Origin of the sequence: Lentzea sp. NPDC058436 (assembly GCF_042721515.1) — a bacterium.
Taxonomy (GTDB): domain Bacteria; phylum Actinomycetota; class Actinomycetes; order Mycobacteriales; family Pseudonocardiaceae; genus Lentzea.
In genome coordinates this window covers 336,638-362,406 of sequence record NZ_JBHXLF010000001.1, presented here as the reverse complement: position 1 = coordinate 362,406, position 25,769 = coordinate 336,638, and the positions used below count along the sequence as shown (strand labels likewise).

Sequence of the window (25,769 nt, the reverse complement as noted above, 5' to 3'; positions counted from 1 at the left end):
ACACGATGTGAGACCACGACTTTACTCCGAATCGATCTTGACACCAGCTGTCGCCCGGTGATCGTCTACACCACCAGATCGGTACACGGCCTCACTATCGAACGGACGTGGTGACAGCAGTGAGCGTGGATCCCGCGGGCGCGCAATCAGCGAAGGCGAAGCTCGTGAACGCGGTGCTCGCGAACGAACCGCCACTGCGCGCCCTCATTCCCGATCCGGCGGTCACGGCGCGGATCCAGGAACCGGGCCTCGCGCTGGGAACGACGGTGGAGCGGCTGATGACCGCCTACGCCGACCGTCCCGCGATCGCCGTGCGGGAGTTGGAGACGGTGGCCGATCCGGCGACCGGCCGCCGCACCCGGCGACTGCTGCCCGGCTTCGGCACCCGCAGCTACCGCGAGCTGTGGGCCGACGCGGGCGCGCTCGCGGCGGAGTGGGCGGCTCGCGGCATCGGCGCCGGCGACTTCGTGGCGACGATCGGGTTCACCAGCGGCGAGTACATGACGGTGGACCTGGCGGCGATCAGGCTCGGCGCGGTGACGGTGCCGCTGCAGCCGACCGCGGCGGTCGCGCAGTTGCACGAGATCATGGCCGAGACCCGTCCCGTGGTCCTCGCCACGAGCGTCGAACACCTCCCCAGGGCGGCCGCGCTGCTGCGCGAGGCCGAGGGGGCGCGGTTCGCTCTGGTCTTCGACCTGAATCCCGACGTCGACGACGAACGCGACGCGTGCGCCGAGTTCGAGGAGGCGTTGGCCGGGACGGGTGTTGAGGTGACCACCTTCGCGCAGGTGCTCGGCCAGGGCCGGGAGCGGCCGGTCCTGCCGGTGCACGTGCCTGAGCCCGGTGAGGACCCCCTGGCCTCGTTGATCTACACCTCGGGCAGCACGGGCAGTCCCAAGGGAGCGATCTACACCCAGCAGTCGGTCCGCAAGCTGTGGACCGGCGGCAAACGACCCGCCGCCGACTTCCCTGTGCTCACGGTCAGCTACATGCCGATGAGCCACGCGTTCGGCCGCACGATCATCAGCGGCACCTTGGGCAACGGGGGAACTGTCCACTTCTCCGCCCGCAGCGACCTCTCCACGCTCTTCGAGGACATCGCCCTGGCCAGGCCGACGCAGCTGATGGCCGTGCCGCGCGTCTTCGACATGCTCTTCCACGAGTACCAGGGTCTGCTGGAACTGCGCGCCGGTGCGTTCTCCGACGAACGCGAGCTGGACGCCGCGGTCAAGGAGGAGCTGCGCGACCGAGTTCTCGGCGGCCGGATCGTCGAAGCGCTGGTCGGCAGCGCGGCGATCTCCGCGGAGATGAAGCGGTTTGCCGAGGAGTGCCTCAGCGGCCCGCTGACCGTGGGCTACGGCGCCACGGAGTTCGGGACGGTCCTGCGCGACGGCAAGCTGCTCCGTCCTCCGGTGGTCGACTTCCGCCTGGTCGACGTGCCCGAGCTCGGCTACTTCCACACGGACCAGCCCCACCCGCGCGGCGAGCTGCTGCTCAAGGCCGAGTCGATGTTCCCCGGCTACTTCAAGCGGCCGGAGGTGACCTCGGCTGTCTTCGACGCGGAGGGCTTCTACCGCACCGGCGACATCATGGCGCTGACCGGCCCGGACCAGCTGGTCTACGTCGACCGCCGCAACAACGTGCAGAAGCTGTCGCAGGGCGAGTTCGTCACCCTGTCCAAGCTCGAAGCGGAGTACACGGCCGATCCGCTGATCCGGCAGATCTACGTGTACGGCAGCAGTGCCAGGGCGTACCTGCTGGCGGTGATCGTGCCCGCCGACGCCGCGGTGCGGGAGGCAGCGGACGCGGAGGCGTTGCGGCAGGACCTCGCCGAGGCGCTGCGGCGGACCGCGGTGAGGGCCGGGCTCGAACCGTACGAGATCCCCCGCGACTTCCTCGTCGAGACCGAGCCGTTCAGCGCGGAGAACGGCCTGCTGTCCGACGTGCGCAAACTGCTGCCACCGCGGCTGCGCGAGCGCTACGGCGCGAGACTGGAGGCCCTCTACGCGGACCTGGCTCGCGGCGAGACGGACGAGTTGCGCGCGTTGCGGCGAGGCGGACCGGATCAACCGGTCGGCGAGACGGTGACGAGAGCGGCGCGGGCCATGCTCGGCCACAGCGGCGCGGAACTGGACGGCGAGGCGCGCTTCGCCGAACTCGGAGGCGACTCGCTGTCCGCGGTCTCGTTCGCCTCGTTGCTCAGCGAGATCTACCGGATCGACGTCCCGGTGAGCCTTCTGCTCGGTCCGTCGGGCACCTTGCGGGACATCGCCGCGTACGTGACGGCACACCGCGCGTCCGGCAGCGCCAGGCCCACCTTCGCCTCGGTCCACGGCGCGGAAGCGACCGAGATCCGGGCCGCCGACCTGACCCTCGACCGTTTCCTCGACCGGTCGGTGATCGCAGCGACCTCCGCCCTGCCGCGCCCGAGCGGACCTCCACGGGTCGTGCTGCTCACCGGAGCGACGGGCTACCTGGGCCGGTTCCTCTGCCTCGACTGGCTCGAACGTCTCTCCCGCACCGGCGGGAAGCTCGTGTGCGTCGTGCGCGGTGTCGACGACAAGGCCGCCCGCGAACGACTCGACGCCACGTTCGACTCAGGCGACGCCACGCTGCTCGCGCTCTACCGCGAGCTGGCCGAAGGGCACCTGGAGGTGCTCGCGGGCGACCTGGCGGAACCGTCCCTCGGGCTCGACGCGCAGACCTGGCACCGGCTCGCCGGCGAGGTCGACGCCGTCGTGCACCCCGGTGCCCTCGTCAACCACGTGCTGCCCTACGAGCACCTCTTCGGCCCCAACGTGGTCGGCACAGCCGAGCTGATCCGGTTCGCGCTCACAGACCGGATCAAGCCGTTCACCAACGTGTCGACAGTGGGCGTGGGCAACCAGGTTCCTCCAGGGGAGTTCACGGAGACCGCCGACGTCCGCTCGATGGGCGCGGTGCGCCACCTCAACGACGACTACGCCAACGGCTACTCGCTGAGCAAGTGGGCAGGCGAGGTGCTGCTGCGGGAAGCGCACGAGCAGTGCGGGCTGCCGGTGACGGTGTTCCGGTCGGACATGATCCTCACCCACAGCCGTTTCACCGGTCAGCTGAACGTGCCCGACATGTTCACCAGGCTGGTGTTCAGCCTGCTGGCCACCGGTCTCGCCCCGGCCAGCTTCTACCGCGGCACGGCGTTCAGCGCGCACTACGACGGTCTGCCGGTCGACTTCATCGCCGAGGCCGTGAGCGTCCTGGGCACCCGCGACACCGAGGGCTACCGCACGTACCACGTGTTCAACCCGCACGACGACGGCATCTCCCTGGACACCTTCGTCGACTGGCTGGTGGAAGCCGGCCATCCCCTCACGCGGGTCTACGACTACGACGAGTGGCGCCGCCGCTTCGAGTTCGCGGTGCGCGACCTGCCGGACGCGCCACGCCAGCACTCGCTGCTGCCCCTTCTGCACGCCTACCGCACACCGGCAGAGCCCAAGGGCGCCGACGCGTCGCTCACCCGACGGTTCCGGGAGGCCGTGAGGGAGGAGAAGATCGGCGAGTCCGGCGACATCCCGCGCATCACCCGGGAACTGGTCCTCAAGTACGTCAGCGACCTGCGGCAGCTGCGGCTCCTGTAGAGGCGCTGAACGGCGAAGAGTTTGAACCCGCCGCTCCCGTGGTATCGACCAGGACCATTTCTGTCCCGTTCCGGAGGGTGCTCATGCAGATCCAGGTCAACACCGACCACAACGTCCACGGTGGCGAACGACTGGCCACCTATGTGACCACGGACCTGGAAAGCAGCCTGTCCCGGTTCAGCGGCTGGTTGACCCGCGTGGAAGTGCACCTCAGCGAGGACGGGGGCGGCAAGCCGGACGACAAGAAGTGCGTCATCGAGGCACGGCCGGGAGGCAAGCAGCCGGTCGCCGTCACCCACCACGCGACCACGGTGGACGACGCCTACGCCGGGGCGGCGCACAAGCTGGGCCGGGTGCTGGAATCCCGGTACGACCGCGCCCACGACCACAAGGGCAGTGACAGCATCCGGCACATGCCCGCTCCGGAGGACCCCGAGCAGGTCGGCGTGATCGAGGACGAGCCTCGGAGCTGATCGACGCGGCCATGGCGCTGCGGGCCTCTGGCCAGGGTTGCCTGGCCAGAGGCCTGGGCGATGCGCGGAACCGGATTCGCGAGCGGCAACGCCCGACCGGCCGGAGACCCATCCGGTGCCTGGTGGCGCACCTCGTGGCGGTTCATACTGGATGCTTCCGGGCCGGCGCATCGAGGCTGGTGGATCACATGCGGATTCCGGGACGGCGCCCGCGGCGAGGCGCGGCCGTGACAGGTGCGAAGGATCCCGCCGCCACGCGTCTGGTCGCGCTGCGATCGCTGCTGGAGGTGGCCACCCGTGCGGTCACACTCCAAACCGCCGCCGAGCAGATCATCGAAGCCTGCGCGCAGCCCGGCGAGGTCCCGGCGCAGGTGGCCCGCCAGGGCGGCCGGGTCGCGTCCGACTACTGCCGGCTGCGCGGGTGGGCCCTGGACCTCATCGGCGACGCCGACCGCGCGTCACTGGAGTTCCGGGTGACCGAGCTGCTGCACTACCACGCCGACATGATCGACACGTGCCTCAAGCTCGCCTTTCCGAAGTTCCGGAGCTCCCGGCTCGAACAGCGGCGGTTGGCGTTGCGCGGCCTCGGCGAGCCGGCGCGCACCCTGCGGGACGCACAGGCGGCACTCGCTCTGTGGATCTCCGACCTCGAACGGACCGACGGCGTCGTGCCGCCGCGCTGAACCTGTGTTGAAGCAGCCGACGGCCTGCGGGCTCGTGCTGGGGCGACTGAAGCGCGTGGCGCGCCTCCAAGCGGACCGAGGTCGCCCGGAAGCACGCCGCCGCTCCGATCACAGCCCGGATCAGCTGGCCCAGCCCCCGCAGGTCCACCCGGTGGTACCGATCTGGGTACAGGCCCGGACCCTGTCGTCCGACCGGTTGGCGACCATGGTCGTCCAGAAGTTCCCCACCACGCCGGACCCGATGGACACGGTCCGGAAGTCCAGCGCCACCCAGGTGCTGCCGACGAGGCGCTGGGTCTCGACCGCGAGCTCACGCGCGAAGCAGCACGGGTTGACGTCGATGATCATTCTCGCCCAGCGTGCGTTGCAGACGCTGCTGGTGCGCACCACCATGCTGTAGCGCTGGCTGCCCGGCTCCAGGTAGTAGGTGCCGCCCAGGTCGGTCGCCGTGCATCCCTGCGCCTGCGGGTCCAGGCCCGTGCAGCCCGCGCCGTTGCACGCTGCCTGGGCCGCACCCTGGCCGCCGATGATGATCCCGGCCACGGCCATGACGAACACGAGCAGCAGTCTCGTGATCGCCGTCTTCACACTCGCCGCACTGCGCACGACTATCTCCTTTGGACGATGGGATCTTGTTGCCGTTCAACGATTTCCGGCATGGTCGAGCTGCCGCTCTCCCGGTCTCGGGAGGCGGCGTCCGTGGTCTGGGTCAGACGGACCCGGCACGGGGGTTCTGGGTGAAGGGGCGCGCGGCTACCGCGTCGGCTTGGGGGTCTCCAGCAGCGCGATTCCCAGTGGTGTCAACGTGTGCAGCATCGCGGGGCCGTCGCGGTGGGTCGTGATCAGGCCCGCGGCGCGCAGCACGGCGGTGTGGCGGCTGGCCGAGGCCGGTGACGCGGAGAGTCGCTTGGCCAGTTGGGTGGTGGTCACGCCCGCGCGCTCCCCCACCGCCTGCAGCACGGCCGCGCGGGTCGGGCCCATCAGCGCTTCCAGGCCGCCGGGGCGGTGCGCGGCCAGGCTTTCCCAGCGCAGCGCGTTGTCGATCGGGTAGATCAGCGCGGGTGGCATGGCCGGGTCGGCCAGGGAGAGCGGCAGCCGCTTGCAGAAGAACGACGGCACCAGGAGCAGTCCGCGGCCGTCCAGGTGCAGGTCCCGGTCGACCCCGTACTCGATCTCCAGCACCGGCGACGTCCAGCGCGCCGACGGCAGCGTCGCCAGCAGGCCCTCCACGCCCTGCTCGGCCAGCACGCGGGAACGGCGCGCGCGGTCGGCGGCCACCGCGGACCGGACGGCGCCGTCGTGCGGGGAGATCACCGCGGAGTGGAACGCCCGCAGCACGGCGGCCATGCCGCGCAGGACGGTGGGCTTGCCCTCGGCCAGCGCCTGGAAACGGGGTGGCACCGGCGAGTTCTCCGCCAGGCGGGACAGTTCCGCGCGCAGTCGGCCTCGTGGGGTCGACCGCATCGCTTCCAGGCCCTCCTCCAGACCGCGGGAGGCCTCTGGCGGTGTGAGGAAGTCCGGGAAGTACGGGCCGCGTGGTGCCAGCACCGCCAGCAACGCCGCGCCGGCGCGCACCTCGGGCGTCCCGCTCGCGAGCAGGGAGCGCTTCCACTGGCCGAACGTCGGGTCCTCGTCGTGGTAGTTCAGCCGGAAGCCGCTGTGCATCACCTCCCACAGCGGGTCGCCCTCGTCGGCGAGGCGCGTCCTGCCCATGTCCCGCATCGTGAAGTGGATGCGCAACAACGGCATGTGGCCCCCAGCAGGATGTTTCCACGTCAGTGCAAACATCCTTCACGGAGTGCGCGCCCCCTGTCCATGCTGTGCCGCGTTCGGCATGGGAGCACTGGGGGTGTGGGTGGAGATCGTGCTGCTGGGAGCGGTGGGAGCCAGATCCGGCGGAGCGGAGGTGGACGTCGGGGTGCGCAAGCACCGGTTCGTGCTGGCGCTGCTGGCACTGGAGGCGAACTCCGCGGTGGCCACCGACCGCATCGTGGACGTGGTGTGGCGCGACGGGCCGCCGCGGTCGGCGAGGCGCATGGTGCACGGCATCGTCAGCGGTCTGCGCTCGGCGTTGAGCAGGCACGCCGCGGACGAGGAGGTGCGGCTGGTCAGCGAGGGCGACGGCTACGCGCTGCACTGCGATCCGCTGCGGGTGGACGCGCACCGGTTCCGTGCCCTGCTGCGGCGGGCGCGCACCGCCGGTGACGACGCGCGGCGACTGGTCGCGCTGGACGAGGCGCTGGCGCTGTGGCGCGGACCCGCGCTGGCCGGCATCACGACGAACGGTGTGCGGGACGTGCTCTCCAGTGGTCTTGAGGAGGCGCGGCTGGGCGCCGTGGAGGACCGACTGGAAGCACGCAGGCGACTGGGCCTGCCCGCCGCGGTGGACGAACTGCTGGACCTGCACCGCGCCCACCCGCACCGGCCGCGTCTGGTGGAGCACCTGATGCTGGCGCTGCACCGGGCCGGGCGCACCCCCGAGGCGTTGGAGGTCTACCGGCGGGCACGGACGTCGCTCGCCCGCGACCACGGGCTGGACGTCTCCGGCGACGTCGAGCGGCTGCACCTGGCGATCCTGCGCGGCGAGACCGAGCAACGACCGCACGCCGAGGTCGCGGTGCCCGCCCAGTTGCCCGCCGACCTCGCCGGCCTGGCCGGCCGCGACCAGGAGGTGAAGGCGTTGGTGCGCACCGTGTCCGCGGCGCGCGGCGAACCGGCGGTGTGCGCGGTCGACGGCATGGCCGGGGTGGGCAAGACCGCGCTGTCGGTGCGCGCCGCGCACCACCTGGGCACGCGCTTCCCCGGCGGACTGCTGTTCCTGGACCTGCACGGCTTCACCTCCGGCAGGGCACCGGTGACACCGCTCGACGCGCTGCGGCACCTGCTGGGCTCGTTCGGCGTGCACGACGTGCCCGGCGACGTCGACAGCGCCGCCGCGAGGTGGCGCAGCCTGACGGCCGGGCGACGGGTGCTCCTGGTGCTGGACAACGCTTCCGGCGACGAGCAGGTGGTGCCGCTGCTGCCGGGCGGCGCCGGCTGCGCGGTGGTGATCACCAGCAGACGGCGGTTGACGGCGGGAGGGCGCGCCGTGCCACTCTCGCTGGAACCGCTGTCCCCCGCCGCGTCCGGCGAGGTGTTCCGCACCGCCGCGGCCCTGCCCGCGACCGCCCAGGTCGGAGAGGTCACCACGCTGTGCGGGGGCCTCCCGCTGGCACTGCGCACGGCCGCGAACCGGCTGCGCAACCGTCCCCTGTGGACGGTGGAGGACCTGGCCTCCCTGCTGTCCGACCCCGCGCACGTGGTGGCGGAACTGCGGCTGCTGCACGCTTTCGACTCCTCTCTCGCTGCTCTGGACGTCCACTCACGGCGTGCGCACTCGCTGCTGGCCCGGTGTGCGCCCGCCCGGTTCGGCACAGCCGAGGCCGCCGCGCTGCTGGACCTGCCGCCACGGCAGGCGCACCGGCTGCTGGAGCAGTTGGTGGACCTGCACCTCCTGGTCGTGGACGGTGCGGACGGCTACTCCTTCCACGACCTGGTACGCCTGCACGCGGCCCTGTGAAGGCGGGTCAGCACCGGGTGTCGAGGATCTCCGCGAGGGTCTGGTACTCCGCGTCGGTCACGTTCAGGTGGTAGATGCTCTTGGTGTAGGTCCAGGCCCGTGCGTACTCGCACAGGTAGCTCGTCCTGGGCAGCCACGCGTCCGGTGGCCGGTCCAGCTTGGAGGTGTTGCTGGTGCCCGAGACCGCCAGCAGTTGCGAGTGCTCGATGTCGTTGGCGAACACGGTCCTGCGTCCCTCCGTCCAGGTGTCGGCCCCGGACCGCCACGCGTTCGCGAGCGGCACCACGTGGTCGATGGCGACCTTCGACGGGTCCTTCAGCACCAGTCCGTCGTAGGCGCTGGTCCATTCTCCGGAGACCACGGGGCACGCGGCGTTCACGGTGGTGGCGTCGCGGCGCAGCGACACCTCCCGCCCGTCGCAGGCGTCCACCGCCTTGCGCCAGTGCGGGAACAGCGTGCGGTCGTACCCGGTCGGACTTCCCGCCGGATAGGTCCTCAGGTCGTCGAGCACCGCCAGGGCGACCTCCTTGCCCGGTGGCACGGGCATCTTTGCGCCGATGGTGTTCACGAGCTGGGTGTGCTCGAAGGCGTCGGCGTAGTTGCGGGCACCGGAGATCTTCGGGTGGAACGACTGCACCGACACCGTCGCGTTCGGGTCCTCGCCCAGCGTCTTGTCCAGCACCACCTGGTGGATGGTCTGGTGGTCGGGGTTGTGCGTGCAGGCGTTCTCCAGCTCGAACTCGTCGCGCGGGTCGGAGAACAGGATGCGCCGGTCCGCGTGCACCATGGTCGTCACGGCTTCGTGCAGCGCGTCGTTGAGCAGGTCGGCCATGTTGTTCATGAAGGTCATGTCCCAGTTGCTGAACCCCGGGAACACCGTGCAGCCCACGTCGCGCGGCCCGCCCGGCGGGAACAGCCTCGGGTAGCCCATCACGACGATCCGCGCGTTCGGGGCGGCGACCCTGATCTCCCGCAGCAGGGTGTCCACCGACGGTTTGACGCGCTCCTTGATCACCTGGCGCACCGCGTCTCCCAGTGAGATCGCGATCGGTGCCCCGCCGCCGACCCAGTCCTCGCCCGCCATCTGCATGAAGCTGCAGTCGTGCAACGGGTGCGGTGACTCGATGCCGCACTTGCGCAGCACGTCGGTGAAGTGGGCGTCGTTGCCGCCGATGCCCACCGCCACCGTGGTGGTGTCGGCGTCGACGAAACCGCGGTCCAGCTGGGACAGTTCGCGGAAGTTGCCGGTGCCCGCACGGCCCCAGGCGTTGGCGGTCGAGGACGGAAGCACGTTCTCGGTGCGTGCGCCCGAACAGGCCGTGGAGTGGTAGTCCATGGTCTGGTCCCACGAGTCGGCCTGCTGGCCGATCGACAGCGTCCGCCCCGGCAGTGTCACCTGCCGCGACCAGGAGTGCACCGAACGGTGGCAGGCGTTGCGGTAGGCGGGACCGGTGTAGCCCGCGTCGTCGGTCTCCTGGTAGTAGTCGGTGAGCGCGTTGGTGGAGGCGCCCTCGCCGGAGGTGTAGGAGTCGCCCATCACCACCATCTGCTCGGCGGGCTTCCCGCTCAGCGGCTGGAAGGCGATGGCGTCGAAGGCCAGTGCCTGGCTCCCGTCGCCGTCACGGGTGATGGAGCTCAGCGACACCGACGGCGTGCCACCGAACTGGAAGGCGCCCAGCGACACCCACTTGTTGGAGCGGGTCTTCTGCAGGATCACCCTCGTGCGCGCCTGGCCGTTGCCGAGGTTGATCGTGTACTTGGCCTGCTGGCTGTGCGCCTGGTGGTCGGGCACGTGCACCATGACCCGCGCCCACTGGTTCAGGGTCCTGCCCAGCGTCCAGGTCCCGCTGACGAACTGGTTGCGGCTGATCGAGCTGGACGTGCGCGTCCTGGTGAACCAGAAGTGCCCGCCGAAGCCGGCTCCGAGCTGGTGGAAGTCCACTTTGGAGTGGTAGAGGCCGTCGGTGTGCGCGGGGAAGTTCAGCGCGAAGCTTCCCGAGTTGCTCCAAGGCCGTTGGCAACCCGCACGCAGCAACGGCGCTGTCGGTGCGTCGTCGACGATGAGCGCGTTGGCGGGTAATCCGGCCGTGGTGCAGTTGGGCGAGCGGCGCGGGCGGGACTCGTCGGTGTAGGCGCCGGGAACGTCGGCGTCGGGTGGTTCCGGTGTGCCCGGCGCGGCGATCACGTCGGCCGCGTTGCCGCACGGCGTGTTGGTCCCGGAGCAGTTCTTCCACTGCGCGGCGCTGTGCCACCAGCAGTGGAAGTCCGAGGTGGTGCAGGGTTCGGCGCTGGTCTGGAGGTTGTTGGGGTTGCAGCGGTTGCCGGTGCTCGCGGAGAGCACGCAGAACGTGCTCAGCGGCGGCTTGGCACCGGTGCGCAGCTCCTCGGTCGTCCACCACGCCTGCTTGTAGCCGGCCTCGTAGCCGTCACCCCCGGTGTACTTGACGATGGGGAACGCCGCCCAGCCGATGACCTTCTCCGGGTAGGGCCACCACTGCGGGTTCTTGGCGTCCTCGTAGCTGTCGTGGTCCAGGAACGGCGCGCGGTCCGGCGGGTAGTCCGTCCTGGCGGGGTTGTTGGACCAGCCCAGTCCCCAGTTGCCCGCGGCGTCGGTGCACGTGGGGCTCGGCGTGCACCCGGTGGTGTTGCCGGTGCTCGCCTGCGGGTTGATGCCGCTGTTGTAGGCCCACAGCGCGGCGAACCAGTTCTCGATCTTCGAGGGGTCGCCGCCGTTGAGGTTGATGCCCATGGACCTCGTCTGGTTCCACTTGTCCTGCAGGATGCGCACACCGGCGGCGATGTTGGTGGCGTAGTCGACCGCGACCGCCAGCTGCTGGTCTGCGGGCAGGGTGGTCCCGGCGCCGGGCGTGCCCGCCTTGCGCATGCCGTCGGTGACCTGCGCGACGCCGTACCCGCAGTCGGCGGTGGCCCAGTTGATCGTCCAGCCGTCCTCCGCGCCGTAGTAGCTGCCGATCAGCGGGTTGCCGGTGACGCCCTCGACGACCAGGGACGACGCCTGCCAGAGGTTCGACTCCTGGGCCAGCACGCCGAGCATGATCTGCGCGGGAACCCTGCCGCCGCCCGTGAGGTCGTAGGGCTTGAACATCACCTGCGGCGACCACGACGAGGTCATGCCCGAGTTCTTCCAGTTGGCGGGCCGCGTGGTGGTGAGCCTGTTCTGCACGGCCAGTTCCGCCGCCCACTCGACCTGGCTCCAATGTGGTTGGTACACCTGGAGGTTCACGTCGTTGCGCTGGATCGAGCAGCGCCGGTCGTGGTCGACGGGATCGGTGGACGGGTCCGCGGCGGCCTGCCCGTTCGCGATCACGGCGGGTGAGTCGGTCAGGCCCCCGGCCACGTCGGCGCTCTGCCGGGCGGCGGGGTGGACGCGGAACTCGACGTCCTTGCCCGTGGCGGGAACGCGCGCGGCCAGCCGCACGCCGTCCTCGGGGTTCGCGCGGTCACCGGGCCGGGGAACGCGGTGGCCGAACGCGATCCCGCCCAGCGTGGACACCTCGGCGTCGGCCTCGACGTCGATCCTGCGCACGGAGGCGGGCAGCGCGCCGATCTTCTCGGACTTGCCGGTGACGAACACCCTGCCGCCGACACCGCCGGTGACGCGCAACGCGGCCCAGTCCCCGCGGGCGAGTTCCGCGACCTCGCCTCGCGCGACCCGGCGCACCCGGCCGTCGTCACCGTCGCGGTCCATGAACACCACGCCGCCCTCGGCGTCGGCGCGCAACCGGAAGGGCACGCCACCCGCGGATGTCAGGTCGCGGGTCTTCCCGGCCGCGTCGACGGCCACGACGCGGGAACCCCACGCGGCGGCGATCTCGTCCCCGAGGGGGATCGCGGACGTCACCTCGCCTTTGAGCTCCTGAGAGCGCACGACCGCGCCGGTGGTCGTGTCGACGACGTTCAGCTTGGTGGCGCCGAAGTCCACGACGCCGGACTGGGTGAGCACCGCGGTCTCCCCCGTGCCGCAGCCGGGGTTGTAGTAGGCCAGCGAGACGGTGGTGCCGAGCTTGGTGACGTGCCCGCTGGTCAGGTCCACCACGGCGGCGAAGGCGCCCCGGTCGAACAGGTGGGCGCGGTTCGTGAAGTGCCGGGGCGCGTAGACGACCACGGCGCGTTGGCCGGAACCGGTCACGCAGGCGTTGCCGATCCACTGGTCGGTGTCGATCCACGACTCGCCCAGAGTGGCCGCCGTGCGCCAGGTGTAGCCGGTGGCGGCCTCGGCGACGAGCAGGTGCAGGCCGGTGGAGTCACCGCTCGTGGTCCAGGCGAGGTCGCGGGAGGTGCTCCAGCCCGGCGACAGCACGGCATCGCGCTGCCGCGGGTCCACAGTGGACTGATCTGGTTCGGACTCGTTCGCGGATGGCGGTTGCGGTGGTGCGGCGGCCGACGCCTGGAGCGCGCTCAGCAGGGAGCCGACCATCGCGACGCACAGCGCGAACGCCGTGGTGCGCTTGTTCAGCACGCGGATCTCCCGTCCTCAGGATCGCTGGTCCTTCGGAGGGGAATGCTGGGACAGCGCGCTTCAGGTCCGGTTCAAGGAATGTTCAAGCCGCGGCCGGCGGTCAGATGCGGTACCCGCCGGCGACCTCGATGGTCTGGGCGTTGATCCAGCGCCCGTCCTCCGACAGCAGGGTGGCGACCACCGAGCCGACCTCGTCCGGTTCGCCGACCCGTGCCAGCGCCGTCTCACCGGCCAGCGCCGCCTCGAACTCGGGGGTGAGCCCGCCGCCCAGCTCCGTGCGGATGGCGCCCGGCGCGATCGCGTTCGCGCGGATTCCCCTGTCGCCGAACTCCTTCGCCATGTAGCGGGTCAGCACGTCGAGTCCTCCCTTGAAGCTCGCGTACGGAGCCACGCCCGGTGTCGCCACGCGGGAGGTCGCGCTCGTCATGTTCACCACGGCACCGCGTTCCGCGATCAGCGGGAGCAACGTCTGGGTCAGGAAGAACGGGCCCTTCAGGTGCACGCTGAGCAGCGCGTCGAACTCCGCCTCCGACACCGACTCGATCGGGGTGTAGACGCCGTAGCCCGCGTTGTTGACGAGCCCGTCGATCCCCTCGCGGTCCCACTTCTCCCGCACCGCTGCCCGCACGGCTTCGCGGAACTCACCGAACGAGGAGACGTCCGAGACGTCCAGTGGCAACGCGAGCGCTTCACCGCCGTGTTCGGCTATCTCGGCGACCACCTGGGCCGCCGACTCGGGATTCGCCTTGTACGTCAGGACGACGCCCATGCCGCGGCGTGCGCACGCCCGTGCCGCGGCGGCACCCAGGCCACGACTTCCCCCGGTGATGACAACGATCTGCATGAAACTCGTCCCTTCGAACCTGTTCGACGGGATCGAGTCAACAGAGGAACTCACGCGTGAAGAAGGACGCCGTTACCCGGGTGTGGCACACCCACCTTCAGCGCAGGGAGGCGAGGGCCTCGGCGCTGGGGCTGCCGGGTTCGGCGGTGCCGACGAGCAACTGCTGGCCGGGGGCGTCCTGCACGTCGAAGGTCTGGTAGGTCAGCTCGACGCGTCCGGCGCCGGGGTGGACGAAGACCTTGAACGCCCGCGTCAGGCCGCTGACGGCCTGGTCGTTCCACAGTTCGCGGAACTCCGGCGACCGCAGCAACATCTCCTCGGCCAGGCAGGCGATCCCGGCGTCGGGGAAGCGCCCGGCGTTGAGGCGCAACGCGTGCACGGTGGCGCTGGTGACGACGGGCCAGTCGACGAAGACGTTCCTGGCCTCGGGGTGGGTGAACAGGACCCGCACCATGTTCCGCATCCCGCCGAAAGGGGCGAGCAGCGCGGCGGCGAGGGTGTTCGTGGCCAGCACGTCGAACGACGGGCCGAGAACGTAGGCGGCGGAGGCGGGAAACGCCTCCAGCAGCGTGAGCAACGCGGGGTGGACCTGTTCGCTCGCCTGGTCCGGTGCCGTCCTCGGGGTGAGGCCGGCGAGCCGGAACAGGTGTTCGCTGCCGTCGCCGCTCAGCCGCAGCGCCTGCCCGATGGCCGACAGGACCTGTGCCGAGGGGTTGCGCTCCCGGCCCTGTTCGAGGCGCGCGTAGTAGTCGGCGCTGACTCCGGCGAGCACGGCGACCTCTTCGCGCCGCAGTCCCGCGACGCGACGGCCGCCGGCGGCTCCGGCCAGTCCCGCGTCCGCCGGGTCGAGGCGGGCCCGGTTGGCGCGGAGGAACTCACCGAGAGGGGTTGCGGGCATTTCCCGGATGCTACCGGGGGTGGAGCGGGGCGGCCGATCCCGACAGCACCGGTCTCGCGGCCCAGGTGGTTCTCAGCCTGACGGGCGGCGGCAAGCCTCAGCCACCGACGCCCGCGCTGACCCGGCGGTGGAGACAGCGGTGCCCCCGGCCGGGTTCTCGGCCGGGGGCACCACCTCCCCTTCCCACGCTGCCACGCCGCTCGGGCACGCGGGCGAGCCTCACACCACCGCGACCCTGGTGAGGTGGTGTGCGTACGCACGAGGCGTGATGAACGCGGGCAGGTCCTCACCGAGCGCGGCGTCGGTGAACAGCTCGCGCACCGCGTCGGTGTGGGTGAGCCCGAGGAGCTCCTCGTCCAGGATCTTCTCGACGAGCTCGCGGGTGAACAGGCCCTGCCGCAGCCACTGCCACACCTGGCAGCGGGAGATCTCGGCGGTGGCGGCGTCCTCCATCAGCCCGAAGATCGCGACGGCCCCCGTGCCGCCGAGCCACGCGTCGAGGTACCGGACGGTGACCGCGATGTTGTTGCGCAGCCCCGGTTCCGTCACCTCGTCGCCCGCGCTGGAGAAGTCCAGCAGGTCGGCGGCCGTGACCCGCACGTCCTCGCGCAGGCGGCCGAGCTGGTGCGGCCAGCCGCCGAGCACGTCGTCGAACACCTCGCGGCAGACCGGGACCAGGCCGGGGTGCGCGACCCACGAGCCGTCGAACCCGTCCGCCGCCTCGCGTTCCTTGTCCTGCCTGACCTTCTCGAACGCGACGGCGTTGGCGTCGGGGTCCTTGCTCGGGACGAACGCCGCCATGCCGCCGATCGCGTGCGCGCCCCGGCGATGGCAGGTGCTCACCAGGAGTTCGGTGTAGGCGCGCATGAACGGCACGGTCATCGTGAGCCGCGCGCGTTCGGGCAGCGCCTGGTCCGGGAAGTTCTTCATGACGCTGAACAGGTAGTCCCAGCGGCCCGCGTTCAGGCCCGCGCAGTGCTCGCGCAGTTCGAAGAGGATCTCGTCCATCTCGAACGCGGCGGTGATCGTCTCGATCAGCACGGTCGCGCGGATCGTGCCGCGCGGGATGCCGAGGATCTCCTGCGCCCGCACGAAGACGTCGTTCCACAGCCTCGCCTCGTGGTGGTTCTCGAGCTTCGGCAGGTAGAAGAACGGCTTCTCGCGGCCCGCGTGGAACAGGAACAGGCCGAAGTCGACGAGCGCGGCGGCGATCGGGCGTCCGTCGAACACCAGGTGCTTCTCGACGAGGTGCCAGCCGCGCGGGCGGGCCACGATCGTCGCGGGTTCCTCGCCCACCGCGTACCGCTTGCCGTTCTCGGTGAAGTCGAGCCTGCCCGTGACGGCGTCGAGCAGGTTGCGCTGCCCGCCGATCACGTTCTCCCACGTCGGTGCGGTGGCGTCCTCGAAGTCCGCGAGCCACACCTTGGCGCCGGAGTTCAGCGCGTTGACGGTCATCTTGCGCGTCGGCGGGCCGGTGATCTCGACACGGCGGTCCTCCAGGCCGGCCACGTGACCGGCGACGGACCAGTCCGCGTTGCGGACGTGCCTGGTCTCGTCCAGGAATCCCAGCGGTGCCGGGTCTTCCCTGCGGTGACGGCGTGCGGCGAGCAGGTCGGCGCGGCGGCCGGCGAACTCGCGGTCGAGCTGGGCGAGGAAGTCGAGCGCCTCGGGGGTGAGGATGGTCGGGTCTGCTTCTCCGACGACCTCGATGCGGTGGTTCAGCATCAGAACTGCTCCTCCTCCGTCGAGCCCTTCAGCGCGGTGGTGCCGCTGGCCGGGTTGATCGCGGTGCTGACCAGGTCGAAGTAGCCGGTGCCGACCTCGCGCTGGTGCCGGGTCGCGGTGTAACCGTCCACTTCGGACGCGAACTCGCGCTCCTGCAGCTCGACGTACGCGGTCATGCCGGTCTCGGCGTAGCCCTGGGCGAGCGAGAACATCGAGTGGTTCAGCGAGTGGAAACCGGCGAGCGTGATGAACTGGAACTTGTAGCCCATGTGCCCTAGCTCGCGCTGGAACTTCGCGATCGTGGCGTCGTCGAGGTGCTTGCGCCAGTTGAACGACGGCGAGCAGTTGTAGGCCAGCAGCTGGTCCGGGTACTCGGCCTTGATCGCCTCGGCGAACTGGCGCGCGACCTCCAGGTCCGGCTTCGAGGTCTCCATCCACAGCAGCTCGGCGTGCGGCGCGTAGGCCAGGCCGCGGGTGATGCACGGGTCGATGCCGTTGGTGACGCGGTAGAAGCCCTCGGCGGTGCGCTCGCCGGTGATGTACGGGCGGTCGCGCTCGTCGACGTCACTGGTGATCAGCGTGGCGGCCTGGGCGTCGGTGCGGGCGACGACGACGGACGGCACGCCCGCGATGTCGGCGGCGAGACGGGCGGCGTTGAGCGTGCGGACGTGCTGCTCGGTCGGGATCAGCACCTTGCCGCCGAGGTGGCCGCACTTCTTCTCGGACGCGAGCTGGTCCTCCCAGTGCACGCCAGCCGCTCCGGCCGCGATCATGGCCTTCATCAGCTCGAACGCGTTGAGGTTGCCGCCGAAGCCCGCCTCGGCGTCCGCGACGATCGGCGCCAGCCAGTCGACGCTGTGGTCGCCCTCGGCGTGGGTGATCTGGTCGGCGCGCAGCAGGGCGTTGTTGATGCGGCGCACGACCTGCGGCACCGAGTTCGCCGGGTACAGCGACTGGTCGGGGTAGGTCTGGCCGGAGAGGTTCGCGTCGGCGGCGACCTGCCAGCCGGAGAGGTAGATGGCCTTGAGGCCCGCCTTGACCTGCTGCACGGCCTGGTTGCCGGTGAGGGCGCCGAGCGCGTGGACGTAGTCCTCGCTGTTGATCAGGTCCCACAGCTTCTCGGCGCCGCGCCGGGCCAGCGTGTGCTCCTCGACGACGGTGCCGCGCAGCTTCACGACGTCCTCGGCGCTGTAGGTGCGCTCGATGCCACGCCACCGCGGGTCGGTGGACCACTGCTGCGCCAGCTGCTGGGCCTGCTCGTTCGCCTCGGTCATCGTGGATCTCCTTGCCAACACCGGTCGGTCCGTTGCGAATGAACCTAAATCTGCGCTTCAGCGCTGGTCGAGGGCCGCAATCAGCCAAGTTCTGCCAAGTTTGCGCACGATTTTGCGAACTTTGCGAAGCCATTCGTTGGCTATAGTCCGCGCATGGACAAGACCTTCGTCGGGCACCGGCTGCGGCAGCTGATCGCCGACCGCGCGCTCAGCCAGGTGGAGGTCGCGAGGCTGCTGGAGATCTCCCCCAGCTACCTCAACCAGCTCCTGCACAACTCGCGCCCGCTGACCGTGCCCGTGCTGCTGAAGATCACCGAGGTGTTCGGCGTCGACGCGAGCTTCTTCGCCCACGACGACGCCCACCGGCTGTTGGCCGAACTGCGCGAGGTGTTCTCGGACCTGGGCGCGCCCGTCCCGACCGAGCTCGCCGGCTCCTCCCCCGACGCGGCGAGGGCCGTCATCGCGCTGCACCGCCGCTACCGCGAGGCGTCCGAGCAGCTCACGCTGCTCACCGGCGACAGCGAGGACGCCGTGTCCGTGACGATGCCGCACGAGGACGCCCGCGACTTCTTCTACGAGCGCCAGAACTACATCGCCGTCCTGGACGAACCGGCCGAACAGCTCGCCCAGGAGTGCCGGCTGCGACGCGGCGAGGTGCGGACGGTGCTGACCGAACGCCTTGCCGCGCACGGGATCCGCGTCTCCCGGCTGGAGACCGCGGACGAACGGCACCGGTACGACCCGGCCACACGGGTGCTGCACCTGTCCACGGGGTTGCGGCCGGGCCAGCAGGCGTTCCGGATGGCCGTGCAGGTCGCCTACGCCGAGCACGGGGACCTGCTCACGTCGCTGGCAGCCGAGGTGCGCAACCCGCAGTCCCGCACCCTGACGAGAATCGGTCTCGCGAACTACTTCGCCGCCGCGTTCATCCTGCCGTACAAGGACTTCCTGGCCACCGCCGAGAGTTTCCGCTACGACGTCGAACGGCTCACCGACCACTACGGCCTCGGCTTCGAGACCATCTGCCACCGGCTCTCGACCCTGCAACGGCCGCGGTCGCGCGGCGTCCCGTTCTCGTTCATCCGCATCGACCGCGCCGGCAACATGTCGAAACGCCAGTCCGCCACGGGTTTCCACTTCTCCCGCACCGGCGGCACGTGTCCACTGTGGAACATCTACGAGGCGTTCAGCGCGCCGGGCAGGGTGCTGCGGCAGATCGCCGTCATGCCGGACGGGCGCGGCTACTTCTGGATCGCTCGCACCGTCACGCGCAGGCCGCACCGCTGGGGCACCCCGACCAAGACCTACGCCGTGGGCCTCGGCTGCGAACTGCGGCACGCCTCACGGCTGATCTACTCGGCCGGGCTGGACCTCGACGACCACGAGGCCGCCGTGCCGATCGGGCCGGGCTGCAAGACCTGCCCGCGCATCGGCTGCGCCCAGCGCGCGTTCCCGCAGGTCGGGCGCACGCTCGCGATCGACGAGAACCACAGCACGTTCTCGCCGTACCCGGTGCACGACTGAGTGCCGCGCGCGGCGTGGGCGCAGTCGCCATACGATCGAACGCATCATGGGCGAACCCACGGATCCCGCAGACGACGCCACCATCAACGACCCCCTGCTCACCACCCCGGTGGCCAGGCTGATGGCGTTGGCGATGGAGACGAACATCCGCGTGTTCGACGTGCCGGCGGCCCGCAGCCTGCAACTCGCGGGCCTGGTCGGCCTCGGCTCCGACGGCAACGGCGACCCGCGCTGCATGATCGGCCTCACCGACGACCTCGACGACGACCTGCGCGCGGACGTGCTGGCGTTCGGCCTCGCCGTGCTCGTGGGCACGCCCGACCTCCTCGACGAGAGCCCCGACGGCGTTCTCGGGATCAGCAGGGAGCGCCTCCCCCAGTTCGACAACGGCCCCGGCAACCTGGCCTGGCACATCCTGCAGACGTGCGGGCGGGAGTCGCCGTCGACGACGTTCCGGCTGATGATCATTCAACCCGACGACGAATAGGCCCTTGGTCGCAGCGGCATTGCGCTGTCCAGACCATTCCGGAATCCGCGGGAACCGGGCGGCTGAACGCTGCGTCATGCTGTCGACGAGTACGTACCGCAACGTTCGGGGAGGACGGCCCGGTGCCTGACGCCATCGCCGGTTCGATCGACGAACGGCCGTCCGGCCGCGCGACCACCCTCGGGGGCCGGTGATGTCGAATCCGCTGGTGGTCCAGCCCGACGCGGCGCCGTCGGGGTTCATGAACGCCGGTACCGGTGACAACGGCTGGATGACGGGCATCTCCATCGCGGAGTCCGCGATGGACACGTTCAACGGCTTCAAGGACGGCAACTGGGTCGAGGGCGGCCTCGGCATGGTCGGCCTGGTCGCCGACGCGGCCTCGATGGCGATCGACCCGTTCGGCACTCTGCTCTCGTCCGCGGCTTCGTTCCTGATGGAACACATGCAGCCGTTGAAGGAGGCGCTGGACTGGCTGGCGGGCGACCCGCCGGTGATCGAGTCGTACTCGGCGACGTGGAACAAGGTCGCGGAGGAGATCGGCAAGGTCTCGCAGGAGTACCAGCAGGCCGTGCAGGCCACCGCCTCGTGGCAGGGCCCGGCGGCGGACTCGTACCGCGCGGCGGCGGGAGCCCAGAACGACGCGCTGTCCGGCGCCGCCTCGGCCGCCGGTTCGGTCGGCACCGTCGTCGGCGTGATGGGCATGGTCGTCGCGTTCGTGCGCGAGATGGTCCGCGACCTGATCGCCGACCTCGTCGGCAAGCTGATCGCGTGGGTGCTGGAGGCCGTGTTCACGCTGGGCTTCGGCACGCCGGTGATCGTGGCGCAGGCCGTCACCGCGATCTCGAAGTGGGCCACGCGCATCGGTGAGCTGATCCAGAAGCTCATCAAGACCATCAAGAAGGTCTCGCCGCTGCTCGGCCGTCTGGTCGAGATCTTCACGAAGATCATGAAGGTCGTCGGCAAGCTGGTCGGCAAGGTGACCGGTCTTGACGTGATCTCGACGAAGTCCATCAAGCCCGGTGGCTTGTTCCACCGGCCTGACGCGCCTGATCTGTCGCCTTCCGGTGGACGCGGCGCGCCTTCGTCCTCGTCGCCCGACAGCTCGCCTTCCTCTCCGTCGTCACCGGACGGCTCGCCTTCTTCGTCCTCTCCGAGCAGCTCGCCTTCGTCTTCTCCTTCCTCTTCGCCGGACAGCTCGGCGCCGTCGTCAGCGTCGCCGCCCTCGGCTCCCTCGCCGTCGCGCACGCCCGACAGCCCGTCGACCCCGGACACCCCGTCGGCCCCGCGTTCGCCCGACAGCTCCCCGTCCTCCCCCTCCGCACCCTCAGGCCCAGGTGCGCCGCACTCCCCGGCCGCGCCTTCGTCCACTCCGGACGCTCCCGCACCGCGCAACACCGGCCAGACCGTCCAGTCCTCCGTCGCTCCCCCCGAGGCCCCGGCACGACCGGACGCCCCACACGCCCCCGCAGCACCGCGCACAGCGGACACCACCCCGTCCCAGGCCGGCCCCATGGGCGGCGGCGCCCCGAACGCGGGCGGCAACACCCCGTCCTCCCCGGCAGCGGGCCGGCCACCGGCAGGCGGCGGGCAGGGCTGGACCGGCACGCCGGGCTCGCGCGGTGACGCGGGCTCGGGCCTGCCGTCCCAGCGCACCCCGGACACGACTCCGTCGTCGGCCCGCCCGTCGAGCCCGTCGCAGCCGAACTTCAGCGCGCCGAACGCGCCTTCCGCCCCGCACAGCGGTCCCAACGCACCTTCCGGGCCCAGCGCGCCGTCAGCACCCAACGCACCGCACGGCGGTCCCGCAGCACCGCACAGCCCGGCCGCACCGTCGTCTCACGGCGGCCCGAGCGCGGGCTCGCCCGACGGACCGGGCACGACGTCACCCTCAGGCCGCCCGGACGCGCCGACCCGCCCCCAATCGACGACAACACCGACCTTCGCGGACGGCCCCTCCGCCCCGCACACCAGCCCCAACGCCCCGAACGCTCCCAGCACCCCGAACGTGCCGCAGCAACCCGGCTTCACGCCAGGCGGAGGCACGCCACACGCCGGTGGCCCCACCCCGCACTCGCCGGGCGGCCACGCTCCCGGCTCACCGGGCACCAGGCCCGACGGTCCGGGCGCGCGCCCCGACGGCCCCCGCCCGGACGCCTCCCGTCCGCGGACCGACGCACCCGCCGGCCACCCCGGCGGGTCGAGCAGGCCGGACTCGCCCGCGCCGCAGCACCGTCCCGACGCGAGCCGACCCGATGCCGGACGGCCCGATGCCGGACGGCCCGACGGTGCCCGTCCGCGCGGCTTCGACGGACCTACAACGCACCCCGGACAGCGTCCCGACGCACCTGGGCAGCCGCACCACCGTCCCGATGGCACCACGCCGGACGGCACCCGGCCTGACTCGACGCGGCCCGACTCGACCCGTCCCGACAGCACCCGTCCAGACAGCACCCGTCCAGACAGCACCCGCCCAGATGGTGCTCGGCCGGACGGTGCTCGGCCGGACTCCACGCGACCTGACTCCAACCGGCCCGACAGCACCCGACCCGACAGCACCCGACCCGACAGCACCACTCCCGACTCGACCCGTCCCGACGGGCCCGGACACGGCCCCGACAGCCCCCACCGCGACACCGAAACCCCCAACCACCACGACGCGGACACGAGCCACGACGGCGACGCACCCACCTCGCACCCCGAGGACCGGCCCTCCCCCGAGCAGGCGCACGAGCGGCACGCCGAGCAGACGCCTGCCGGTGTGTCGCACCACGGTGGCGACCCAGACATGGGCGACCTGCCCCACCGGGTGCCGGAGGACCCGCGGTTCTTCACCGCCGACGTGCACGTCACGCCGGACGGCCGGGCTCGCATCGGCGGGCACGACTACACGCCCGCCGAGTACGCCGACATGTTGCGGCGCGGCGGGTACGACGGCAGCCGGCCGGTCCGGCTCATCGGGTGTGACGCGGGCAGCAACGACTTCGCGCAGCAGTTGTCGCGGCACCTCGACGCCCCTGTGGTTGCGCCTACGAAGCCCGCGTGGACCGACAGCCACGGTCGCGTCTTCACCAGTGATCCCGAGATCTCGCCCGACGGCACGCGCTCGCCCCGGATCCCTCCGAACGGCGAGTGGGAGACGCACCACCCCGACGGCAGCAGGACCAGGGCCAGCGACGACGGTTACGCGCCCGGCAGCCACCGCGACACCGACGGCGCCGACGCCAGGGACCGCGGAGACGACCCCCAGAACAACGACCCCCAGACCAGCGACCCCGAAAACCCGCAGAACCACGACAACAACGACCCCACCGACGACCCCGAGTACACGCCGCCCCCGAGGGACCGGGTCATCCCGGCGGACGACCCGGCGTTCAACGAGCGGTTCGTCGACTTCGACCGGCCCACGCACCAGCCGGTCGACCCGAACAACCCGGACGCGCCCCGCCAGCCGCTCAACCGGCACGAGGAGATCCAGGCGCCGCACCGGGACCGCGAGACGGTGCCGGACGGCAACACCGAGCCGGACCGGCTGCAGCCGATCGAGAACCCCGACCCGGTGCCGGTGCCGCTGCGCGACCACCAGCCGCTGGAGCCGTGGACCGAGTACCCGGTGGTCAACGAGAACGGCACGCGCACGACGTTCGTCACCGACGGCGACGGCAACGTCAAGTGGGTCGAGGCGACGCCGGGGCGGCAGGACATGGCGGTCGACGGCAAGGGCAAGTGGTCCGGGTTCAACCCCGACCTCAGCCACCCGTTGCTGCCGGACGCCAAGTACCAGGTGCCGAACTACCACAACAGCGACAAGTCACTGGCGTTCCACACCGACCAGCACGGTCAGACCGACTCGATGACCGGCGATGTCGAGGCGGGCGGGCAGAACAAGAACTACCGCGACGACGACGGTGGCAAGGGTGCCCAGCAGCGCGCGTACCAGGAGGGTGAGGCCGCGTACCCGAGTGATCCGCCGGACCGGACGCTCACGCAGGAGGAGATCGACAACTCGCGCGTCAAGTGGGCAGGCGGTCACCTGCTGGCCAACGAGCTCGGCGGGTTCGGCGAGTACCTCAACATGCACGGGCAGATGGCGGGCTCGAACTCCGGCAACGCGCGGGACGGCTGGTTCCACGAGCCGTCGTGGCGGGCCAAGGAGACGGAGCTCGTCGCGTTCTCCAGCCAGCCGCACCAGGACGTCCAGAACTACCAGGTGCGGGCGACGCGCGAGGCCGACGGCGTGCCGAGCGAGGTGACCATGCGCTGGCAGGAGGTCACGTACGCGCGCAACGCGGACGGTACGGTCCAGCTCGGGCCGGACAACAAGCCGGTCGTGGAGAACGTCGTGACCAAGGAACGCGTCTTCCCGAACCGGCCGGAGGTGAACTATGGACCCCAGACCAGGTACAAGGGTCGCTGACGTCCTCTCGTCGCTGGAGGCGGGCGCCCCGGTCGGGTGGAACCGCGTCACCCTCGACGTCTGGGCGAACGTCCTGTCCTACGAGCTGGCCTCGTCCGCGCAGGACGCGCAGGGGCGGTTCGCGGGCGAGGTGCGGCTGGCGGAGCTGACCGACCAGCTGCAGGAGCTCCGCGAGGAGATGTACGAGGAGGACCGCGGCACGTGGTTCTCGGCGCGGTTCGTGCTGCGCCGCGGCGGTGAGCCCGAGGTGACGTTCAACTTCGACGAGGACCCGCGGTGGTCGCCGGAGCTGCACCCGATGATGTTCGTGCGCGACCTGGAAGCCTTTCCCCGCGCGGACGAGCACGTGCCGGACTGGCTGCGGGAGACCGTCGAGCGCGGGCTCGACCTGCAACGCGCACACGAGGCCGGTCAGTAGGCTGACCGAGCCCGACGGCGATCCAGGAGGAAGCGAACAAGCATGGCGAACTGGCCGGAGCTCAGCCCGATCGAGCAGCAGGAGAAGCTCGCGGAGATCACGCAGGAGATCCTGCCGACCCTTCCGCAGGGGTGGTCGCGTCTGGTGTTGCGCGCCAAGATGATCGGCCCGCACAGCGAGGCCGACACGGGCGTGAAGATGTCCGACGGCTCCGTGCGCGGCTGGTCGTTCCCGCCGGAGGTGTGGCGGAAGTTCCAGCAGCTGCGCAAGGGCATGTACGCCGAGGGCCTCGGTTCGTGGATCGAGTTCGAGTACGTCCTCGACCCGCCCGGCAGGTACAGCATCAACTACAACCGCGACGAGGCGCCGAAGTTCGACGAGGCGCCGTCGCAGGAGAACTTCGCGACCGAGCAGAAGTGGTTCCCGCGCGCCGACGAGGCGATGCCGGCGTGGTTCCGCGACGGGCTCGCGACGACCGGCGCCTGACAGCCGGACCAGCTGCGAGGGGTGGAGCCTTCACCGGAAGGCCCCACCCCGCACGCGTTCAGGCCGCGAGGTCCAGCCACTCCCCGACGGCCAGCACGTGCGACCGCTGCCCGGCGTGCTCGCGGAACTCCGCCGCCGGGTCGTCCACCTCGACGTAGCCGGGCAGCTTGACCGGTTGCTCGGTCTCGTAGTGCATCGGAACCGCGTACCGGGCGCCCAGGATCTCGGCGGCCGCGGCGGCCTGGAACGGGTTCATCGCCGCCGTCACCGGGCTCGGCGGCTGCAGGTGCGGCGCGTCGACCACCGCGCCGTTGGCGGGCAGGAAGGCCGCGTCGAACGGGCTGAACCGGCGCGCGACCAGCCACCACCAGCCGTGGAACATCGTGTCGCCGCCGTGGAAGAGGCGCTGCCCGTCCGCCTCGACCACCCAGTTGAGCTGCGGGTCGCCCAGCCCGTCGATCGACGGCACCGCCGTGACCCGGAACGGGCCGAACTCGCGCACCGACCAGGTGTCCACCACCTCGGCGGCCAGCCCGTGCTCGACCAGCTCGCGCTCGCTCAGCAACGTCGCCACGTTGTCCACGTCGTCGCCATGACCCCGTGCGGGACGCAGGATCGGCGCTCCCCTGGTCAGCGTCCCCGCGAGCGCCGCCGCGTCGGTGTGGTCGCGGTGCAGGTGGGTGACCAGCGCGGCGGTGGCCTGCCCGCTCGCCCTGGTCAGCCCGATGCCCGGCTTCCAGCCCGTGAAGAGCGGGGTCAGGTCCTCCACGTAGTCGATGAGCAGCCTCCTGCCCGCCGCCTCGACCTCAAGACCCGCCCAGCCCAGTCGTCGTACCCGCACGTCGCACTCCCTCGTCGTTTGTGCGGCGAAATTAGCGTAC

At 71.0% G+C, this 25,769-nt stretch carries 17 protein-coding genes; 9 read left to right on the top strand and 8 right to left on the bottom strand.

From position 1 onward, the window contains the following. Positions 1-119: 119 nt before the first annotated feature. The 3 genes from car (at position 120) to ACFWN2_RS01530 (ending at position 4,776) form a co-directional block, all read left to right on the top strand. Positions 120-3,620 (top strand): carboxylic acid reductase, encoded by a 3,501-nt coding sequence (gene car, locus ACFWN2_RS01540; protein WP_382424145.1) that lies wholly within the window; start codon positions 120-122, stop codon positions 3,618-3,620. An 83-nt stretch (positions 3,621-3,703) separates the two neighbouring features. After that, entirely contained in the window at positions 3,704-4,093 is a 390-nt protein-coding gene (locus tag ACFWN2_RS01535) for an HPF/RaiA family ribosome-associated protein (protein WP_382424144.1), read from the top strand. 227 nt (positions 4,094-4,320) lie between these two features. Beyond that, entirely contained in the window at positions 4,321-4,776 is a 456-nt protein-coding gene (locus ACFWN2_RS01530) for a hypothetical protein (protein ID WP_382424143.1), read from the top strand. Positions 4,777-4,896: 120 nt separating this feature from the next. Here the strand turns inward: ACFWN2_RS01530 and ACFWN2_RS01525 are convergent, their stop codons facing one another. Both ACFWN2_RS01525 and ACFWN2_RS01520 read right to left on the bottom strand, forming a co-directional pair. Then, a complete protein-coding gene (locus ACFWN2_RS01525; protein WP_382424142.1) occupies positions 4,897-5,382 on the bottom strand; it encodes a hypothetical protein in 486 nt (161 codons plus the stop codon). A 147-nt stretch (positions 5,383-5,529) separates the two neighbouring features. Next, the gene (locus ACFWN2_RS01520; protein WP_382424141.1) at positions 5,530-6,525 is read right to left on the bottom strand and encodes an ArsR/SmtB family transcription factor; all 996 of its coding nucleotides are present in this window, start codon (positions 6,523-6,525) and stop codon (positions 5,530-5,532) included. 85 nt (positions 6,526-6,610) lie between these two features. Between ACFWN2_RS01520 and ACFWN2_RS01515 the strand changes: the two genes are divergently transcribed. Then, the gene (locus ACFWN2_RS01515) at positions 6,611-8,335 is read left to right on the top strand and encodes a BTAD domain-containing putative transcriptional regulator (protein WP_382424140.1); all 1,725 of its coding nucleotides are present in this window, start codon (positions 6,611-6,613) and stop codon (positions 8,333-8,335) included. 7 nt (positions 8,336-8,342) lie between these two features. On the opposite strand, the gene ACFWN2_RS01510 is transcribed toward ACFWN2_RS01515, so the two are convergent. From ACFWN2_RS01510 to aceA, 5 genes are all read right to left on the bottom strand, one after another. Then, entirely contained in the window at positions 8,343-12,815 is a 4,473-nt protein-coding gene (locus tag ACFWN2_RS01510; protein ID WP_382424139.1) for a DUF1524 domain-containing protein, read from the bottom strand. Between the two features lie 100 nt (positions 12,816-12,915). Continuing rightward, positions 12,916-13,659, bottom strand: a complete 744-nt coding sequence (locus ACFWN2_RS01505; protein WP_382424138.1) for an SDR family NAD(P)-dependent oxidoreductase — start codon at positions 13,657-13,659, stop codon at positions 12,916-12,918. 97 nt (positions 13,660-13,756) lie between these two features. After that, the gene (locus ACFWN2_RS01500) at positions 13,757-14,557 is read right to left on the bottom strand and encodes a helix-turn-helix domain-containing protein (protein ID WP_382424137.1); all 801 of its coding nucleotides are present in this window, start codon (positions 14,555-14,557) and stop codon (positions 13,757-13,759) included. Between the two features lie 219 nt (positions 14,558-14,776). Further along, the gene (gene aceB / locus ACFWN2_RS01495) at positions 14,777-16,282 is read right to left on the bottom strand and encodes a malate synthase A (RefSeq protein ID WP_382424136.1); all 1,506 of its coding nucleotides are present in this window, start codon (positions 16,280-16,282) and stop codon (positions 14,777-14,779) included. Then, complete coding sequence (aceA, locus tag ACFWN2_RS01490) at positions 16,282-17,556, bottom strand: isocitrate lyase (protein ID WP_382424135.1); 1,275 nt, start codon at positions 17,554-17,556, stop codon at positions 16,282-16,284. Before aceA ends, aceB begins: the two co-directional genes overlap by 1 nt. Positions 17,557-17,709: 153 nt before the next feature. On the opposite strand from aceA, the gene ACFWN2_RS01485 reads away from it, so the two are divergent. The 5 genes from ACFWN2_RS01485 (at position 17,710) to ACFWN2_RS01465 (ending at position 24,888) form a co-directional block, all read left to right on the top strand. Next, positions 17,710-19,080 carry a short-chain fatty acyl-CoA regulator family protein gene (locus ACFWN2_RS01485; RefSeq protein ID WP_382424134.1) on the top strand — a complete coding sequence of 457 codons (1,371 nt, stop codon included), beginning with the start codon at positions 17,710-17,712 and terminating at the stop codon, positions 19,078-19,080. Positions 19,081-19,126: 46 nt separating this feature from the next. Then, complete coding sequence (locus ACFWN2_RS01480; protein ID WP_382424133.1) at positions 19,127-19,567, top strand: hypothetical protein; 441 nt, start codon at positions 19,127-19,129, stop codon at positions 19,565-19,567. A gap of 193 nt (positions 19,568-19,760) precedes the next feature. Further along, positions 19,761-23,984: a hypothetical protein gene (locus ACFWN2_RS01475; protein ID WP_382424132.1), complete on the top strand. Its 4,224-nt coding sequence runs from the start codon at positions 19,761-19,763 to the stop codon at positions 23,982-23,984. Next, a complete protein-coding gene (locus ACFWN2_RS01470; RefSeq protein WP_382424131.1) occupies positions 23,953-24,402 on the top strand; it encodes a hypothetical protein in 450 nt (149 codons plus the stop codon). The genes ACFWN2_RS01475 and ACFWN2_RS01470 overlap by 32 nt, the downstream gene beginning before the upstream one ends. Before the next feature lie 42 nt (positions 24,403-24,444). Next, positions 24,445-24,888, top strand: coding sequence for a hypothetical protein (locus ACFWN2_RS01465; protein WP_382424130.1), 444 nt, complete (start codon positions 24,445-24,447; stop codon positions 24,886-24,888). A gap of 58 nt (positions 24,889-24,946) precedes the next feature. On the opposite strand, the gene ACFWN2_RS01460 is transcribed toward ACFWN2_RS01465, so the two are convergent. Next, a complete protein-coding gene (locus ACFWN2_RS01460) occupies positions 24,947-25,729 on the bottom strand; it encodes an MBL fold metallo-hydrolase (protein WP_382424129.1) in 783 nt (260 codons plus the stop codon). Positions 25,730-25,769 lie beyond the last annotated feature (40 nt).

Coding starts and splice junctions, on each gene's coding strand:
- ACFWN2_RS01535 (WP_382424144.1), top strand. CDS start 3,704: ATGCAGATCCAGGTCAACACCGACCACAACGTCCACGGTGGCGAACGA.
- ACFWN2_RS01520 (WP_382424141.1), bottom strand. CDS start 6,525: ATGCCGTTGTTGCGCATCCACTTCACGATGCGGGACATGGGCAGGACG.
- ACFWN2_RS01515 (WP_382424140.1), top strand. CDS start 6,611: ATGGGAGCACTGGGGGTGTGGGTGGAGATCGTGCTGCTGGGAGCGGTG.
- ACFWN2_RS01505 (WP_382424138.1), bottom strand. CDS start 13,659: ATGCAGATCGTTGTCATCACCGGGGGAAGTCGTGGCCTGGGTGCCGCC.
- ACFWN2_RS01500 (WP_382424137.1), bottom strand. CDS start 14,557: ATGCCCGCAACCCCTCTCGGTGAGTTCCTCCGCGCCAACCGGGCCCGC.
- aceB (WP_382424136.1), bottom strand. CDS start 16,282: ATGCTGAACCACCGCATCGAGGTCGTCGGAGAAGCAGACCCGACCATC.
- aceA (WP_382424135.1), bottom strand. CDS start 17,556: ATGACCGAGGCGAACGAGCAGGCCCAGCAGCTGGCGCAGCAGTGGTCC.
- ACFWN2_RS01485 (WP_382424134.1), top strand. CDS start 17,710: ATGGACAAGACCTTCGTCGGGCACCGGCTGCGGCAGCTGATCGCCGAC.
- ACFWN2_RS01480 (WP_382424133.1), top strand. CDS start 19,127: ATGGGCGAACCCACGGATCCCGCAGACGACGCCACCATCAACGACCCC.
- ACFWN2_RS01475 (WP_382424132.1), top strand. CDS start 19,761: ATGTCGAATCCGCTGGTGGTCCAGCCCGACGCGGCGCCGTCGGGGTTC.
- ACFWN2_RS01470 (WP_382424131.1), top strand. CDS start 23,953: ATGGACCCCAGACCAGGTACAAGGGTCGCTGACGTCCTCTCGTCGCTG.
- ACFWN2_RS01465 (WP_382424130.1), top strand. CDS start 24,445: ATGGCGAACTGGCCGGAGCTCAGCCCGATCGAGCAGCAGGAGAAGCTC.